This window comes from Aeromonas sp. PS2Canimalfood6 (assembly GCF_048276795.1).
Classification (GTDB): domain Bacteria; phylum Pseudomonadota; class Gammaproteobacteria; order Enterobacterales; family Aeromonadaceae; genus Aeromonas; species Aeromonas caviae.
The window spans coordinates 98729-114961 of sequence record NZ_JBLUXC010000008.1 but is presented as its reverse complement, the minus strand read 5'-3'; the positions used below and the strand labels follow the sequence as shown (position 1 = coordinate 114961).

Annotated in this window: 16 protein-coding genes; 8 read left to right on the top strand and 8 right to left on the bottom strand. The window is 62.1% G+C overall.

Going from position 1 to position 16233, the window contains the following annotated elements; genetic code table 11:
• Positions 1-261: 261 nt before the first annotated feature.
• From coxB to ACNPAA_RS05750, 4 genes are read left to right on the top strand one after another with little or no spacing between them, the layout of a single operon-like run.
• The gene (coxB, locus tag ACNPAA_RS05765; protein ID WP_233720920.1) at positions 262-1392 is read left to right on the top strand and encodes a cytochrome c oxidase subunit II; all 1131 of its coding nucleotides are present in this window, start codon (positions 262-264) and stop codon (positions 1390-1392) included.
• Between the two features lie 9 nt (positions 1393-1401).
• Entirely contained in the window at positions 1402-3000 is a 1599-nt protein-coding gene (ctaD, locus tag ACNPAA_RS05760) for a cytochrome c oxidase subunit I (protein WP_045522119.1), read from the top strand.
• 9 nt (positions 3001-3009) lie between these two features.
• A complete protein-coding gene (locus tag ACNPAA_RS05755) occupies positions 3010-3564 on the top strand; it encodes a cytochrome c oxidase assembly protein (RefSeq protein WP_052814409.1) in 555 nt (184 codons plus the stop codon).
• Between the two features lie 2 nt (positions 3565-3566).
• A complete protein-coding gene (locus ACNPAA_RS05750) occupies positions 3567-4448 on the top strand; it encodes a cytochrome c oxidase subunit 3 (RefSeq protein WP_052814410.1) in 882 nt (293 codons plus the stop codon).
• 8 nt (positions 4449-4456) lie between these two features.
• Here ACNPAA_RS05750 and ACNPAA_RS05745 read toward each other — a convergent pair whose 3' ends face one another.
• Positions 4457-4663: a DUF2909 family protein gene (locus ACNPAA_RS05745; RefSeq protein ID WP_052814411.1), complete on the bottom strand. Its 207-nt coding sequence runs from the start codon at positions 4661-4663 to the stop codon at positions 4457-4459.
• 78 nt (positions 4664-4741) lie between these two features.
• Here ACNPAA_RS05745 and ACNPAA_RS05740 point away from each other — a divergent pair, with 78 nt between their 5' ends.
• Genes ACNPAA_RS05740 through cyoE form a run of 4 tightly spaced genes read left to right on the top strand, consistent with a single transcriptional unit; the run spans position 4742 to position 7858 of the window.
• Entirely contained in the window at positions 4742-5407 is a 666-nt protein-coding gene (locus tag ACNPAA_RS05740) for an SURF1 family protein (protein ID WP_236729415.1), read from the top strand.
• Positions 5404-5886 carry a hypothetical protein gene (locus ACNPAA_RS05735; protein ID WP_042864890.1) on the top strand — a complete coding sequence of 161 codons (483 nt, stop codon included), beginning with the start codon at positions 5404-5406 and terminating at the stop codon, positions 5884-5886. Before ACNPAA_RS05740 ends, ACNPAA_RS05735 begins: the two co-directional genes overlap by 4 nt.
• A 59-nt stretch (positions 5887-5945) precedes the next feature.
• Positions 5946-6956: a COX15/CtaA family protein gene (locus ACNPAA_RS05730; RefSeq protein ID WP_052814413.1), complete on the top strand. Its 1011-nt coding sequence runs from the start codon at positions 5946-5948 to the stop codon at positions 6954-6956.
• A complete protein-coding gene (gene cyoE, locus ACNPAA_RS05725; protein ID WP_052814414.1) occupies positions 6953-7858 on the top strand; it encodes a heme o synthase in 906 nt (301 codons plus the stop codon). The genes ACNPAA_RS05730 and cyoE overlap by 4 nt, the downstream gene beginning before the upstream one ends.
• A 122-nt stretch (positions 7859-7980) precedes the next feature.
• Here cyoE and ACNPAA_RS05720 read toward each other — a convergent pair whose 3' ends face one another.
• From ACNPAA_RS05720 to nhaC, 7 genes are all read right to left on the bottom strand, one after another.
• Positions 7981-9411 (bottom strand): gamma-aminobutyraldehyde dehydrogenase, encoded by a 1431-nt coding sequence (locus tag ACNPAA_RS05720; protein ID WP_417891638.1) that lies wholly within the window; start codon positions 9409-9411, stop codon positions 7981-7983.
• Between the two features lie 29 nt (positions 9412-9440).
• A complete protein-coding gene (locus ACNPAA_RS05715) occupies positions 9441-10256 on the bottom strand; it encodes an ABC transporter permease (protein WP_201871850.1) in 816 nt (271 codons plus the stop codon).
• Between the two features lie 7 nt (positions 10257-10263).
• Positions 10264-11232 (bottom strand): ABC transporter permease, encoded by a 969-nt coding sequence (locus ACNPAA_RS05710; protein WP_161470577.1) that lies wholly within the window; start codon positions 11230-11232, stop codon positions 10264-10266.
• Positions 11229-12242: an ABC transporter ATP-binding protein gene (locus ACNPAA_RS05705; RefSeq protein ID WP_045522100.1), complete on the bottom strand. Its 1014-nt coding sequence runs from the start codon at positions 12240-12242 to the stop codon at positions 11229-11231. Before ACNPAA_RS05705 ends, ACNPAA_RS05710 begins: the two co-directional genes overlap by 4 nt.
• A 65-nt stretch (positions 12243-12307) precedes the next feature.
• On the bottom strand, positions 12308-13453 hold the full coding sequence (locus ACNPAA_RS05700) for an ABC transporter substrate-binding protein (RefSeq protein WP_128312919.1): 1146 nt from the start codon (positions 13451-13453) through the stop codon (positions 12308-12310).
• A 196-nt stretch (positions 13454-13649) separates the two neighbouring features.
• Entirely contained in the window at positions 13650-14573 is a 924-nt protein-coding gene (locus ACNPAA_RS05695; RefSeq protein ID WP_043152857.1) for a LysR family transcriptional regulator, read from the bottom strand.
• Positions 14574-14677: 104 nt separating this feature from the next.
• Complete coding sequence (nhaC, locus tag ACNPAA_RS05690) at positions 14678-16087, bottom strand: Na+/H+ antiporter NhaC (protein ID WP_045522095.1); 1410 nt, start codon at positions 16085-16087, stop codon at positions 14678-14680.
• Positions 16088-16233 lie beyond the last annotated feature (146 nt).

Genomic DNA, 16233 nt, shown 5'->3' with positions numbered 1-16233 from the left:
GACGACATCCTTGATGCCTGCACATCGGCCTGGAAGCACTTTATTGCCGATGTGGAGCGGGTGATGTCACTTTGTAGCCGAGATTGGATAAAACTGACCTAATGTTTAATCCGATTGGTATAATACTTGAATGTGAAATGAATTTTAATAAATGCATTATTTTCAGATGGTTAGCGTTGGGCGTATTGAATGCAGGCCATCTTCTCCAACGTGCACAGGGAGTGCAATGTGAGAAACGATGCAGCTCAGGCAGGTGCCGGAATGATGATGTGGTTCATCAGCAGCAGCGCCTTTGCCAATGAGATCCGGTTCAACATGACGCGCGGGGCGACCGCCATCAGCCAGCAGGTCTATGACCTGCACATGACGATTTTCTATATCTGTTGCGTCATCGGTCTGCTCGTCTTCGGCATCATGTTCTGGTCCATCGTGCACCATCGAAAATCGCGCGGTGCCAAAGCCGCCCAGTTTCACGAAAGCACCCGCATCGAGTTGCTGTGGACGGCCATCCCCGTGTTGATACTGATCGCGATGGCGGCACCGGCAACCTCGACCCTGTTGAAGATGGAGGATACCTCCAAGGCCGATCTCACCGTCCTCGTCACGGGCTCGCAATGGAAATGGCATTACAAATACCTCGAGTATCCGGTGGCGTTTTATTCCCTGCTGGCGACCAGCAAACAGCAGATCTCCGGTGATGCCCCCAAGGGCGGCAATTATCTGCTGGAGGTGGATAACCCTCTGGTATTGCCGGTCGGCAAGAAGATCCGTTTCCTGATGACCTCGGACGATGTCATTCACTCCTGGTGGGTTCCCGCCTTCGCCGTGAAAAAAGATGCCAATCCTGGCTACATCAACGAGTCCTGGACCCGGATCGACAAGCCGGGCACCTATCGTGGGCAGTGCGCCGAGCTGTGCGGCAAGGATCACGGTTTCATGCCCGTGGTTGTGGTGGCCAAATCCGCAGAGGAGTTCGAGACGTGGATTGCCAGAAAGGGAGACGAGCAGGCAACTGCCAAGGCACAGCAACAGGCGCAGGCAGCGGAGACCATGACGTTGCCACAAGCCATGGCGCAGGGGGAGAAAGTCTATCTGGGCCACTGTGCGGCCTGTCATCAGCCCGCGGGTACCGGATTGCCCGGCATCTTCCCGGCGCTCAATGGCAGCAAGGTGACCACACAGGCGGAACATCGGGCCCAGCATCTGGACATCGTCCTGCATGGCAAGAGCGGCACGGCGATGCAGCCTTTTGGCAAACAGTTGACGGCGCAGGAACTGGCCGCCGTCATCACCTATGAACGCAATGCCTGGGATAACAAGACCGGCGACCTTGTGCAGCCAGCCGAGGTGCAGTCCCTTCTCAACCCGGCCAATCCGGACAAGGACAAGTGAGGCGTCGGCATGAGTGATGGAATCACGGATACCCCGCACAGCGAACATGTCCACCAGCCAGCGGCCGGTCTGAGGCGCTGGCTCTACACCACCAATCACAAGGACATCGGTACCCTCTATCTTTGCTTTGCCCTCACCATGTTCTTTACCGGTGGCGCCATGGCCATGGTGATCCGGGCAGAACTGTTCCAGCCCGGACTGCAACTGGTGGAACCCCTGTTTTTCAACCAGATGACCACGGTACACGGCCTTATCATGGTCTTTGGTGCCGTCATGCCCGCCTTCACCGGCCTCGCCAACTGGCTGATCCCCATCATGATTGGGGCACCTGACATGGCGTTGCCCCGCATGAACAACTGGAGCTTCTGGATCCTGCCGTTTGCTTTCCTCATCCTCCTGTCGAGCCTGTTTATGGAGGGAGGCGGCCCCAGTTCTGGCTGGACCTTCTATGCCCCCCTGTCCACCCAGTACAGCGGCAACAGCACGGCCCTGTTCGTCTTTGCCATCCACATCATGGGGATCTCCTCCATCATGGGGGCCATCAACGTCATCGTGACCATCTTCAACCTGCGGGCGCCGGGTATGGGTTGGATGCAGATGCCGCTGTTTGTCTGGACCTGGCTCATCACGGCGTTTCTGCTCATCGCTGTCATGCCGGTGCTGGCGGCTGCGGTGACCATGGTGCTGACGGACAAGTATTTCGGGACCAGTTTCTTCGATGCGGCCGGTGGGGGGGATCCTGTCCTGTTTCAGCACATTTTCTGGTTCTTCGGGCACCCGGAAGTCTACATCATGATATTGCCGGCTTTCGGCATCGTCTCCAGCATCATTCCGACCTTCTCCCGCAAGAAGCTGTTCGGTTATCGCTCCATGGTCTATGCCACCAGCAGCATCGCCTTGCTCTCCTTCATGGTCTGGGCTCACCACATGTTCACCACCGGATTGCCCGTGGTGGCGGAGCTGTTCTTCATGTACACCACCATGTTGATCGCGGTGCCGACAGGGGTAAAGGTATTCAACTGGCTTGCTACCATGTGGCGTGGTTCTCTGACATTCGAGACCCCCATGCTGTTTGCCATCGCCTTCATCACCCTGTTCACCATTGGCGGTTTCTCCGGGCTGATGCTGGCCATGACGCCAGCTGATTTTCAGTATCACGACACCTATTTCGTAGTGGCCCATTTCCACTATGTGCTGGTGACCGGTGCCGTCTTCTCGATCCTGGCTGCGGCCTACTACTGGTTGCCGAAATGGACGGGGCACATGTATGACGAGCGGCTCGGCCAATGGCACTTCTGGTGTTCGCTCGTCTCGGTCAATGTGCTGTTTTTCCCCATGCATTTTGTCGGGCTGGCGGGCATGCCTCGCCGCATTCCCGATTACGCCCTGCAATTTGCCGACTTCAACATGCTGATCAGCCTGGGGGGCTTTGCCTTCGGCCTGTCTCAGCTGCTGTTTGTCTGGGGCGTGGTCAAATGCATCAGAGGCGGAGCCAAGGCGAGCGATCGGGTATGGGAGGGGGCCGAGGGGCTGGAATGGACGCTCTCTTCTCCCCCTCCCTATCACAGTTTCCAGACTCCGCCGGATATCCGGTCGGAAGAGCGTTAGGGAGGTCATATGACCCAGGTCAGTCATGCCCCCTTGCTCAGAAAACTGGCTCTGGTCGTGCTCGTCATGTTTGGTTTTGCCTTTGCGCTGGTGCCGCTTTATGACGTCTTCTGCCGGATCACCGGCCTCAATGGCAAGACGTCTGATCAAGCGGCCAGTACGGAGCGGGCGGTGATCGACAGCAAGCGGAGCATCCAGATCGAGTTTCTTGCTCATGCGGATACCCGGATGCCGTGGGAGTTCAGCGGTGAGACGACTCGGCTGTCGGTGAAGCCAGGGGAGGTGAAGATGGTCAACTTTCGGGTGTTCAATCCCACGGAGCGGACCATGGTGGGTCAGGCGGTCCCGTCGGTCTCTCCCGGTCCCGCCGCAGCCTATCTGAAGAAAGTGGAGTGTTTCTGCTTCAATCGCCAGGAGCTGAGGGCAGGGCAGAGCAAGCTGATGCCGCTCAAGTTCTATATTGATCCGGCACTACCGGACAGCATCAATACCATCACGCTCTCCTACTCGCTCTATGACATCACGGAGTCCGTACCTGCACCGGCACTCGCACAGAGGAAATGACCATGGCCAAGGTGAACCAGACCTATTATGTCCCGGACCAGAGTCGCTGGCCCATCATTGGTGCCATTGCACTGTTTTTCCTGGCGTTGGGGGCGGGACATCTGGTCAATGAAGTGGCGAGTGGGCAGACCGGTTTCGGCCGGTATCTGATGATGGCCGGTGTCGCCCTGCTGGCATTCATGTTGTTTGGCTGGTTCCGTCACATCATCCGGGAGTCCATGACCGGGCTCTACAGCGCCCAGATGGACAGATCCTTCAGGCAGGGCATGGTCTGGTTCATCTTCTCCGAAGTGATGTTCTTTCTGGCTTTTTTCGGAGTGCTGTTCTATGCCCGCCAGCTTGCGGTGCCCTGGCTGGATGGTGCGGGCCACAGGGTGATGACGGGCCAGCTGCTGTGGCCGGATTTCACCGCTCACTGGCCCCTGCTCAAGACGCCCGGCGGTGCCACGACCCAGGCCATGCCCTGGCAGGGGATCCCCCTCATCAATACCCTGATCCTGCTCGGCTCCTCCGTGACCCTGCTGTTTGCACACATGAGTCTGGAAAACGGCAGACGCATGCGGCTCAAGGGGATGTTGCTGGCCACCGTGGTGCTCGGGCTGATATTCCTGTGGTTTCAAGGCTATGAGTATCTGCATGCCTATCGGGATCTCGGGCTGCGGCTGGATTCCGGCATCTATGGCAATACCTTCTTCATTCTGACCGGGTTCCATGGACTGCACGTGCTGCTGGGCACCCTTTTCCTGACCATCATCTGGCTGCGCATCATGTTGAGGGATCATTTCACCCCACAGCGTCATTTCGCTTTCCAGGCTGCGGCCTGGTATTGGCACTTCGTCGATGTGGTCTGGCTCTGTCTGTTCGTCTTTATCTACCTGCTTTGATGCCGTGCTCAGTAGGGGCGCGGGTTGGGTTCCAGCCAGCCCATCGCGAGAGAGAGCAGCAGTATGATGACCACCAGCAGGGAGAAGAAGACGCGCCGGCTCAGAGGTACCGACATCTTTTGCGTATTGCCTGGACTGAGCATCAGCCAGAGGGCGTGAAACAGCTGGCCGATGATGAGCAGCAGCATGAGTACCAGAACGACCTTGATCAACATCTTGGGATCCTCCTCGATATGCGCGATTCGGCTGCACGAGACAAGCGACGACCATGGCATCACAGACGCTGGTTCGTCTTGTTGTTCACTCTGGTGGTGACGGCCGGTTTGTGCAAGCTGGCGTTCTGGCAGTGGCAGCGCGGAATGGAAAAAACGGCCTGGCTGGCGCAGATGGCAAAGATGCAGCAGGCCGGGCCAAGGACATTGGCCCAGATCGACTGGCAACACCCGGAGTCACTGGATGGCCAGCCTCTGCAAGGGAAAGCCGAGTGGGTCAGCCCTTATGTCTGGTTGCTGGACAACCAGATCGTCAACGGGGAGGTTGGCTATGACGTGCTCATCCCGGTACGCGCAGAGGGGGGATCCTCACTGTTGCTGGTCAACCTGGGATGGGTGCCCGCGCCATCCGACAGGTCGCAATTGCCCAATCCCGCCATCCCCGCCGCAATGACCCTTGAAGGTGTTCTGCGCATGGCTCCCGGCGGCTTCCTGCTGGGACTGAACATAGAACCAGGCCCCTACCCGAACCGGCTGCAATCCATCAGGGTCGAGACCCTGCGACAGGCAATCGGAGCCCCGCTTGCAGACGCCGTGTTGTATCAAAGACGAACCCCATTCCTCTATCACTACCAGCACAATGTCATGCCTCCTGAAAAACACCGGGCCTATGCGGTGCAATGGCTCGGCTTGGCGCTGGTGGTTCTGTCAGGGGGGGTCATGCTGACGAGGAGGTGCTCCCCATGAGCGGATGGCGACGCTGGCGGGTGCCAGCGCTCTTTGCTGCGGTGATCCTGCTGCCTGTGGTGCTGGCGGCTCTGACTCTTCACCAGGGCTGGTATGAACCCGGCACGCGCAGCAAGGGGCACTGGCTGCACCAGGAGATCTACCTGTTGCAACCGCTGCCTGCCCATCAGCACCAATGGCGACTGGTCTATCTGGTGGCCCCTCGCTGCGAGGGGCAATGCCGGCAGGTCCCCGCGCTGATGGCACGTATCCAGGCCGCACTTGGCCGTAATCTGGACAAGCTGGAGCTGGTCCAGTTGACGCCACCTCACGAGGCAAACAGTGAAATGAGGGAGGGGGATATACTGCTGGTGGACGCCCGCGGGCTGGCCATCTTGCGTTACGAGGTGCCCGGCAGCACGACGACCTGGCCGTTGCTTGGCAAGGCGGTACTGTCGGATCTGCAGCAACTGCTCAAGTATCAGCGTGGGGTGCAGTGACGATGCAGCCGGCATGGGACTCGCATCTTCTGGTTACTGCACGGTCAGCGAGGCGGCATATGAAGATGCACAAGAGGCTGGCCTCCGCGGCCATTGTGCTGGCAGTTCTGGTCATCGCGCTCGGTGCTTATACCCGGTTGACGGATGCCGGGCTGGCTTGCCCCGATTGGCCAGGTTGCTATGGTTCCCTTGCCATTCCCCGCGCCGAGCATGCGGAACTGGCGGCACAGCGCTATCCGGCCAGCCCGCTTGTTCCTCACAAGGCGCGCAGCGAGATGGTGCATCGCTACTTCGCCGGGGTGCTGGGAGGCGTGATTGTGCTCCTGTCCGGCTTGGGCTGGCGTACAGGCGGCCGACTGCGCCACCTCTCGCTCATCTTGCTGGTGCTGGTTGCGGGTCAGGCGGCACTGGGTATGTGGACGGTGACCCTGGCCCTGCATCCCCTGGTGGTGACCACTCATCTGCTGGGCGGCTTCGCCATCCTGACCTTGCTATGGCTCTATCGGGCCGAATTGGCAGGTTTCCCTTCACCCCCGCCCGTACACCAGGGCGTTTCCTGGCTTGGCAGCATGGCCTGTGGCGTGTTGCTGCTGCAGATCGCGCTGGGGGGCTGGACGTCGGCGAACTATGCGGCCATGGCGTGTGTGGAGTTTCCCTTGTGCCAGGGCAACTGGCAGGCAGAGCTGAATTGGGCGCAAGCCTTTCATCTCCCTCTGGGGCACGCCAGCTATGAGTTCGGCGTGCTGGGCAAGGAGGCGCGCCAGACCATTCACATCGCCCATCGCCTGGGAGCGCTGACCACGGCCTTGCTGGTGGGTGCTTTCGCCCTCGCGCTGCTCTGCCAGCGGTCCCCCTTGAGAGGGTTTGGCTGGTTGTTGCTGGGTCTGCTGACCGTGCAGATTGCCTTGGGATTGGCGAACGTCCATCTGGCCCTGCCGCTGGCCAACGCCCTTGCACACAATCTGGTGGCCGCCCACCTGCTGGCCTGTTGTGTGCTGGCGCGCGGGAGCCTCTCTTTGCCTCATCACGACCCCTTGCCATCCCCTGGGATGGTCAGGAGCCGGACATGAATGGGAGAGGGCGGGTACAGCGCTTCGCCCTCCGCCGGGTGCACGATTATTGTCAGTTGACCAAACCAAAGGTGGTCGCCCTGCTGCTCCTGACCGCCTGGGTGGGCATGCTGCTGGCCGAGCCGACACGCGCCTCTCTGGACGAGATGATACTGGGCCTGGCGGGGATTGGACTGCTCGCTGCCGGGGCGGCGGCCATGAACCATTCTCTGGATAGCGGCATCGATGCCCGGATGCGCAGAACGCGCTGGCGCCCGGTCGCCACGGGACGGATCACGCCGGGGCAGGCGATGAATTTTGCGATCTGTCTGGCACTGTCGGGGTTTGTTCTGCTCCATTGGGGCGTGAATCCCCTGACTGCCTGGCTAACCCTGGCCAGCCTGTTCGGCTATGCGGTCGTCTATACCCTGCTGCTGAAGCGGGCCACATCGCAGAATATCGTCATAGGTGGATTGGCGGGAGCCATGCCACCGCTCTTGGGCTGGACCAGCATCACGGGGCAGCTTTCGGCCGAGCCCTGGCTGCTGGTGATGATCATCTTTACCTGGACGCCGCCCCATTTCTGGTGTTTGGCCATCCACCGGCGCGATGACTATGCCGGTGCCGACATTCCCATGCTGCCGGTCACCCACGGCACCGATTTCACCAAGACAGCCATCCTGCTCTATCTGCTGATCCTGACGCTCGTCTGTCTGCTGCCCTATCTGATCGGCATGTCGGGGCTTGTCTACCTGGTCGGCAGCCTGGGGCTGAACCTTGGATTCTGCTGGCATGGCTGGTTGTTGAAATATGAGGAGCGCCCCGGCCAGGCGATGCGCACCTTCCGTTTCTCCATCTATCACCTGATGCTGCTGTTTGGTCTGCTGATTCTGGATCACCACTGGCTGTGGCGGTTGTCATGATGTTGATGCGGGTCGCGGTCGGGTGAATGGTGACGCTGCGTCGGTGCACAGCAGGGATGCACAGACCTGATGCAAAACAAGATGGCCCCAAGGGGCCATCTTGTTTTCAGGGGGACGGGAGTCTAGAGCTTGACCATGATATGCCGCGGCACCGTGTAGTCCTCCAGCGCACAGAGGGAGAGATCCTTGCCATAGCCGGACATCTTCATGCCGCCGTGGGGCATCTCGGAGGTGAGCATGAAGTGGGTGTTGATCCAGGTGCAGCCGTACTGCAGGTGGCTGGCTACCTTGCTGGCAAGGCCGAGATCCCGGGTCCAGACCGAGCTGGCGAGGCCGTAGTCCGAGTCGTTGGCCCACTGCACCACCTGCTCGGCGTCGCCAAAGCGGGTCACCGACACCACCGGGCCGAATACCTCCCGGCGCACGATTTCATCCTCCTGACGGGCGTGGGCGATCAGGGTCGGTTCGAAGAAGAAGCCGTGGCCGGGGCGGATCTTGCCCCCCGCCGTCACCTCCACGTGACCGCTGCTCTGGGCCCGCTCCACGAAGCTGGCCACCCGGTTGCGCTGCCGGTCCGAGATGAGCGGCCCCATCTCCACCCCCTCCTCGCGCGGACCGCCCACCTTGATGGAGGCAACCGCCTCGGTCATGGCGGCGACGAACTTGTCGTAGATCTTGCCCTGGGCATAGATGCGGCAAGCGGCTGTGCAATCCTGGCCGGCGTTGTAGAAGCCGAAGGTGCGAATGCCGGCCACCACGGCCTCCAAGTCTGCATCGTCAAAGATGATGACCGGCGCCTTGCCGCCAAGCTCCAGATGGGTGCGCTTCATGGTGCGGGCGGCGCTCTGCAGGATCTTCTGGCCAGTGGCGATGTCACCGGTGAGGGACACCATGCGCACCAGCGGGTGCTCCACCAGCGGCGCCCCCACGCTCTCGCCCCGGCCGCAGACGATGTTGATGACGCCGCGCGGGAAGAGCTCGCTGGCCAGCTCCGCCAGGCGCAGGGCGGTGAGCGGGGTCTGCTCGGAGGGCTTGAGCACCACCGTATTGCCGGCGGCGAGCACGGGGGCCATCTTCCAGGCCGCCATCATCAGCGGATAGTTCCAGGGGGCGATACTGCCCACCACACCGATGGGGTCGCGGCGGATCATGCTGGTGTGTCCCTCGATATATTCCCCGGCGAGTGGCCCCTGCAGGCAGCGGGCGGCGCCGGCGAAGAAGCGGAAGCAGTCCACCACCGCCGGCAGCTCGTCATTGAGCACCGCCAGATAGGGTTTGCCGCAGTTGAGGGATTCGAGCTCCGCAAACTCCTCGGCGTGGCGCTCGATGGCATCGGCCAGGCGCAGCAGCAGGGTGCTGCGTTGGGCCGGGGTGGTGCGGCTCCACTGGGCGAAGGCGCGCTGGGCGCCGTTCACCGCACGGTTCACCTGCTCGAACGAGGCTTCGGGCACCGAGGCGAGCAGCTCGCCGGTGGCCGGGTTGAGGATGGGCTCGGCCTGGCCGTCACCGGTGACGAACTGACCGTCGATCAAAAGTTGGGTAGAGAGTTTCATGGTTGCATCCTTGCGCACGCGTTGAGTCGTTATTTGCCACTGCCGGCAACGTCCTGGCCGTCGCGGGTGAGGTAGTAGGCAAGCAGAATGGGAATGGTGGTGAAGGCCACTATGATGAGCGCCACCACGTTAGTGACCGGCCTGTCCCGTGGCCGGATCAGCTCCTGATACATCCATATCGGCAGCGTGGTCTGCTGGCCCGCGGTGAAGGTGGTGACGATCACCTCGTCAAAGCTGAGGGCAAACGCCAGCATGCCCCCCACCAGCAGTGCCGTGGCCAGATTGGGCAGGATCACGTAGCGCAGGGTCTGGACGCTGTCGGCACCGAGATCCATCGACGCCTCGATGAGGCTCTGGTTGGTGCGGCGAAAGCGCGCCAGGGCATTGTTGTAGACCACCACCACGCAGAAGGTGGCGTGACCGATGACGATGGTCCAGAAGCTGAAAGGGATCTCCATCACCCCGTAGGCGGAGCGCAGCGCGATGCCGGTGACGATGCCGGGCAGGGCGATGGGCAGCACCAGCAACAGCGATACCACCTCCTGGCCGAAGAAGCGGCTGCGGGCGATGGCCCCCGCCGCCAGGGTGCCGAGCACCATGGCGGCCAGCGTCGCCAGCCCCGCTACCTCCAGCGATAGCTGGATGGCGCGCCACACGTCGGGGCGGTTGAGGGTCACCTCGAACCACTTGAGGGTGAGCCCGGGCGGTGGGAACTGATAGCTCTTGCTCTCGCTGGTGAAGGCGTAGAGGAAGATGAACAGGATCGGGAAGTGCAGGAACAAGAGGCCGCCGATGGCCGCGTACTTGAGCAGGCCGGAGGGCTGGCTGCCATGGTCCCGTTTCATGGAAGTATTAGAGCGCATCGAAGGCCCCCAAGCGTTTCGCGATGGTCAGGTAGATGGCGATGATGAGGATCGGCACCAGCGAGAAGGCGGCGGCGAAGGGCAGGTTGCCCGCCGTGCCCTGCTGCATGTAGACCACCTGACCTATGTACATGGTGGAGTTGCCTATGATGCCGGGGATGATGTAGTCCCCCAGCGTTAGGGAGAAGGTGAAGATGGAGCCCGCCACCACGCCGGGCAGGGCCAGCGGCAGGATCAGGGTGCGAAAGGTCTGGGCCGGGGTGGCGCCGAGATCGCCGCTCGCCTCCAGCAAGGGGCGCGGGATCCGCTCCACCGCCGCCTGGATGGGCAGGATCATGAAGGGCAGCCAGACGTAGACGAACACGATGAAGGTGCCGATGCGCGAGAATGACAGCGACGGCCCCACGATCACCGGCAGCGAGAGGATGGCGTCCAGCAGCCAGTCCAGTCCCAGGGTGTCTGCCAGCCAGCTGATGACCCCCTCCTTGGCCAGGATCAGCTTCCAGGCGTAGACCCGCACTAGATAGCTGGACCAGAGCGGCAGCATGATGCCGACGTAGAACAGGGCCCGGGTCTTGCCGCTGGTGTAGCGCGCCATGTAGTAGGCGATCGGAAAACCGAGCAGGGCGCAGGCCAGGGTCACCAGCAGCGACATGCCGACGGTGCGCAGGATCACGTCCAAGTTCTCAGCCCGCAGCAGGGCAACGAAGTTCTGCAGCCCCAGCTCGTGGCGGATCTGGCCGCTGAACTCGTCCAGTCCGAAGAAGGCGTTGGAGAGCAGCATCAGCAGGGAGCCGACATAGATGATGCCAAGCCAGAGCAGTGGCGGCCCCAGCAGGATGGCCAGCAGCAGGCCTGGCCGCCCGTAGAGCAGGGTGGAGAGGTGCCGCAGCGGCCGATAGGAGAGGGGGGCAGTGGGTTGGCTCATGGCAAGGCTCGCACTGTGGGGGGCGCTCATGGTTGAGCTCCCTGAGGGGCGGTGTGCAGGTGATGGATCGCCTGCTCCGGCCAGCTGAGGCTGACCCGGGCGCCACGGGGCAGGCGGGCCTGGCCCTCGTTGGGGTGGTTGACGATAAGCTCGAGCTGCTCGCCGAGATCAACCCGGTAGCGCACGAAGGGGCCGAGATATTCAACCTCGCGCACCTCCCCGGACCAGCCCGGTGTGCCGGCCTCGGCGAGCCGGATCCGCTCCGGGCGCACCATCATCTGCTGAGCATCGCCGCACAGCCGGCGGGCCTGCTCCCCCTCGAACAGGTTGACGGTGCCGACGAAGCGAGCGACGAAGGGGGTGGCGGGGGCGTCGTAGATGGTATCCGGCGCGGCGATCTGCTCGATCTTGCCCTGATTGAAGATGCAGATGCGGTCGCTCATGGAGAGCGCCTCCTGCTGATCGTGGGTGACGAAGATGAAGGTGATGCCGAGCTGGCGCTGCAAGGCTTTGAGTTCGAGCTGCATCTGCTCGCGCAGCTTGAGGTCGAGGGCCCCGAGCGGTTCGTCCAGCAGCAGGATGCGCGGCTGGTTGATCAGCGCTCGGGCGATGGCGATGCGCTGGCGCTGGCCGCCGGAGAGCTGGCCCGGCTTGCGGTTGCCGACGCCGGGCAGGCGCACCAGCTCCAGCATCTCGTCCACCTTGCGGTAACGCTCCGCCTTGGCGACGCCCTTGAGCATCAGGCCGTAGCCGATGTTGTCGCGCACATCCATGTTGGGAAACAGGGCGTAGTCCTGAAACACGGTATTGAGGTTGCGATCGTAGGGGGGCACGGTGGAGCAGGGCTCGCCAAACAGCTGGATCTCCCCCTCGCTCGGGTATTCGAAGCCCGCGATCATCCGCAGGCAGGTGGTCTTGCCGGAACCGCTCGGCCCCAGCAGGGTGAAAAACTCGCCAGCCGGGATCTGGAAGGAGATGTCGTCGACCGCCTTCACCTCGCCATAGTGGCGGCTGACCCGGTCAAATTGTACGGCATTCATGGGACGTCCTTGTCTGTGTGGGAAGCGGGCCGGACTCCTGTCCGGCCCCATCTGGTTATCCGGTCTTAGCGGCCACCCAGGATGGCGATATAGTCCGAGACCCAGCGGTAGTAGGGCACGCAGGTTCCCTGGCTCTTGCACTGGGAGACAGGAGTTCGCCAGAAGTGCACGCGATCGAAGTTGTCGATGCCGTTGGTCTTGCACCCCTCTTTCCCGAGCAGGGCATTGCCCTCGCAGGCGGCCGGTACCACGGGCACTGAGCCGAACCAGGAGGCGAGATCCCCCTGCAGCTTGTTGTTGAGGGAGTGCTCCAGCCACTGATAGGCACAGGTGAGGTTCTTCGCCTCGCTGTGCACCATGCTGGTGTCGGCCCAGCCGGTGACCCCTTCCTTGGGCACGGTAGTGGCGATGGGCTGCTTGTCGGCGATGAGGGTATTGGCCTGGAACGGCCAGGAGCCGGAGGCCACCACCCCCTCGTTCTTGAAGTCATCGATCTGGACGAAGGCGTCGTGCCAGTAGCGTCCCACCAGCTTGCGCTGCTGGCGCAGGAGGTCGAGGGCGGCCTTGTACTGATCCTCGTTCAGCTCGTAGGGATCCTTGATGCCGAGCGCCGGCTGGTGGCTCATCAGATAGAGGGCGGCATCGGCGATGTGGATCGGGCCGTCAAATGCCTGCACTCGACCCTTGTTGGACTTGCCGTCCGGCAGGGTCTGCTCCTCGAACACCACGCTCCAGGAGTCGGGCGCCTTGGGGAACACCTTGGTGTTGTACATCAAGATGTTGCCGCCCCACTGGTAGGGCACGCCATAGTGCTTGCCGTCCACCGTGTGCCAGGGGGCATTCTGCAGGCGGGGGTCTATCTTGCCGTAGCTCGGGATGAGCGCCAGGTTGAGTGCCTGCACCTTGCCGCCGGCGATGAGGCGCAGGCTGGCGTCGCCGGAGGCGGTCACCAGATCGAAGCCCCCCTCGTTCATCAGCGCCACCATCTCGTCCGAGGTGGCGGCCGTCTTGACGTTGACCTTGCAGCCGGTCTCTTTCTCGAAGCCGGTGACCCAGTCGTAGTTCTTGTCGGTCTCGCCGCGCTCCACGTAGCCGGCCCAGGCCACGATGTTGAGCTGGCCTTCACCCTTGCCGAGGGTGGTGGGGGCAGCCTGGACCTGGCTTGCCAGCAGCGCCGGGATCAGGGCCAGGGTCAGAGGGGTCAATTTCATCTTGCTCTCCTTGCATGATTGGCAACCGTGGCGGCGCCACAGTAGGCATTAACATCCTGTTAACCAGTCATGAGCGTAGGAGAAGCCGGGAGCAATGAGAATTTCAATTTTTAACGGCTTGGGTATCTGTAAAATCGATATCGAGTGCGGATGAATCTGATTTTTTTGCCGGAGTCACGGCTGTTCAGGCTCAGTCCTAGCGGGGGAGGTGCTGGCGGGCCCGTAGCCGGCTCTGATCTCTGGCGATGTCGATGAACTCGCGTGCGGCCCAGTCAAGGCGCGAGCCGCGCCGCCACACCAGACCGATGTCGATGGCGGGGATGGGCTCCTTGATGGCGCGGGCCTCGACCCGCTCCTGCTCCAGGGACCAGGGGCGGTAGGCAAAGTCCGGCAGCAGGGCGAGCCCGAGCTGGCTCGCCACCAGGCTGCGCACCGCTTCTACCGAGGCGGTCCGCAGCACGATGCGCGGCGCGATGCCGTAGCGGCGCAGGCCGCCGCCGATGATCTGGTCAAGCTGGTCGGCGGTCAGCGAGATCATGGGCTCCTCGCCGAGCGCCTTGAGGGAGAGGGTCGACTCGGCGCAGAGGGGGTGGTTGGCGGCGAGCCAGACCCGCAGCGGAGAGCGGGTCAGCAACTCGGTATCGAACGCCTCCTGGCGGATGGTGCGGTTGGTCATCAGGATCCCCACGTCCACCTCGCCGTTGACGATCTGGTGCTCGAGATAGGGCTGTTCATCCTCCTTCACCTCGATCTGCACCGCCGGGAAGGCGCGGCGAAAGCGGCCGAGCGCTTCCGACAGGTAGTAGCCAGCAACCAGGGTGGTTACGCCTATGGTAAGCCGCCCCTGATCCTGCTGGGCCACCGCCTTGAGGGAGTGGCTGGCTTCGGTCATGGCGCCGAGGATGCGACGGGCGTGCAGCAGAAACTGGTGGCCCTGGGTGGTGAGGCTGACGCCGCGCGGGTTGCGCTCGAACAGGGCGGCGCCGAGCTCGGTCTCCAGCTCGCGGATGGCGCTGGTGACCGCCGACTGGGAGATGTGCAGCTCGGCGGCTGCCCGGCTCACCGAGAAGCTGTCGGCCACCGCCACGAAATAGCGGATCTGGCGAAAGGTGAAGTTCATCTGGGCGTCCTGCCACGTGCGATCAAGGTGAGTGCCAGCTTAACCTCGAATCGCGCCCAGACAAAGGCGCCGTGATGGCGCCTTTGTCGTTGTTTTTACGGAAATTAGCGGGCTGTCACCGCCTCTGTGACCGGTACACGGTTCACTCCCTTGCCCAGATAGGCGAGGGTGATGGTCACAATGATGCAGGTGAAGCTGAGCCACATGTAGGGTAGGTAGTCGAGGGTCGCTACCCCGAGGACCCCGGCCATGAAGATGCCGTTGTCGCTCCAGGGCACCATGCCGCAGGTGAGGGTGCCGCCAAACTCGGCGTTGCGGGAGAGGTTCTTGCGCGCCAGCCCCAGTCTGTCGTAGTTCTTGGCCATGATCTTGGGGGTCAGGATCAGCGATACATACATAGCGGAACCGAACACGTTGGCCAAGAAGGCGGTGCCGATGGTGTGGCTGGTCAGGCTGCCGGCGCTGTTGATGCGCTTCTCGAAGGCACTGGCGATGACGGAGAGGATGCCGACCTTCTCCAGCAGACCGCCGAAGCCCAAGCCGAAGATGATGACGGCCACGGAACCCAGCATGGACTCCATGCCGCCGCGGCCGAGGATGTTGTCGATGAAGTCGACGCCGGAGGTAATGGCAAACGGGCTGTAGGCGGAGTGCATTGCCTTCACCGGATCCATGTCCTGGAAGACGATGGCCCAGACAAGACCCAGCAAGGCGCCGAAGCTGATCACCGGGAAGGCGGGCTTGCGGTTGGCCAACAGGCCCAGCACCAGCACCACGGGCACTATGGCCATGGGGGTGATGTTGAACTGCTTGTCGAGGGCGTCCATCACCAGATTGACCTGCTCCAGGCTGACGTTGCCGGAATACTGCATGCCGACCACGGTGAACAGGGCGGCGGTGATGACGTAGGAGAACAGGCTGATGGGCAGCATCCCCTTGATGTGTTCCATCACGTCGACGTTGGACATGGTCGAGGCCAGCACCACGGAGTCGGAGAGCGGGGAGAGCTTGTCACCGAAGTAGACGCCGGAGAGCACGGCACCGGCTACCAGCGGCGCGGGTACCCCCAGGCTGTGGCCTATACCCATCATGGCGATGCCGGCGGTGGCCGCCGAGCCCCAGGAGGTGCCGGTGGCCAGCGAGGTGAGAGAGCAGATGATCAGGGTCGCCAGCAGGAAGATGGAGGGGTGTATCACCTTGAGGCCGAAGTAGATGATGCTGGGGACGATGCCGCCGGCAATCCAGGTGCCCACCAGGGCACCGACGGAGATCAGTATCAGGATGGCCCCCATCCCCTTGGCGACGCCGTCGACTGCCGCCTGTTCCAGGGATTTGTAATCATGGCCGAGCTTGATGCCGAGCCCCATGATGACGAACCAGGCGATGAACAGTGCCAGCTGGATTGGCAGATCCAGCACGCTGGTGAAGGAGAAGGCCAGGGCCAGGAAAATGGCCAGGCAGGCAAATACTTGCGACATGCCCGGCAATCGGATGTGGTGTTGTTGGTTTTGCATAGACGCTCCCTAAACTCTTGCTCGCCAAGGTCAGCCCCTCTCGTCCTGCGGATGTGTCGATCCCGAGAGGCTTACCAAAAGAGGGCGCAATCTACCATAAAGCGGAGGTGTAAAATCCCTGCTCATTCGGAAAAACAGCTTTAAAA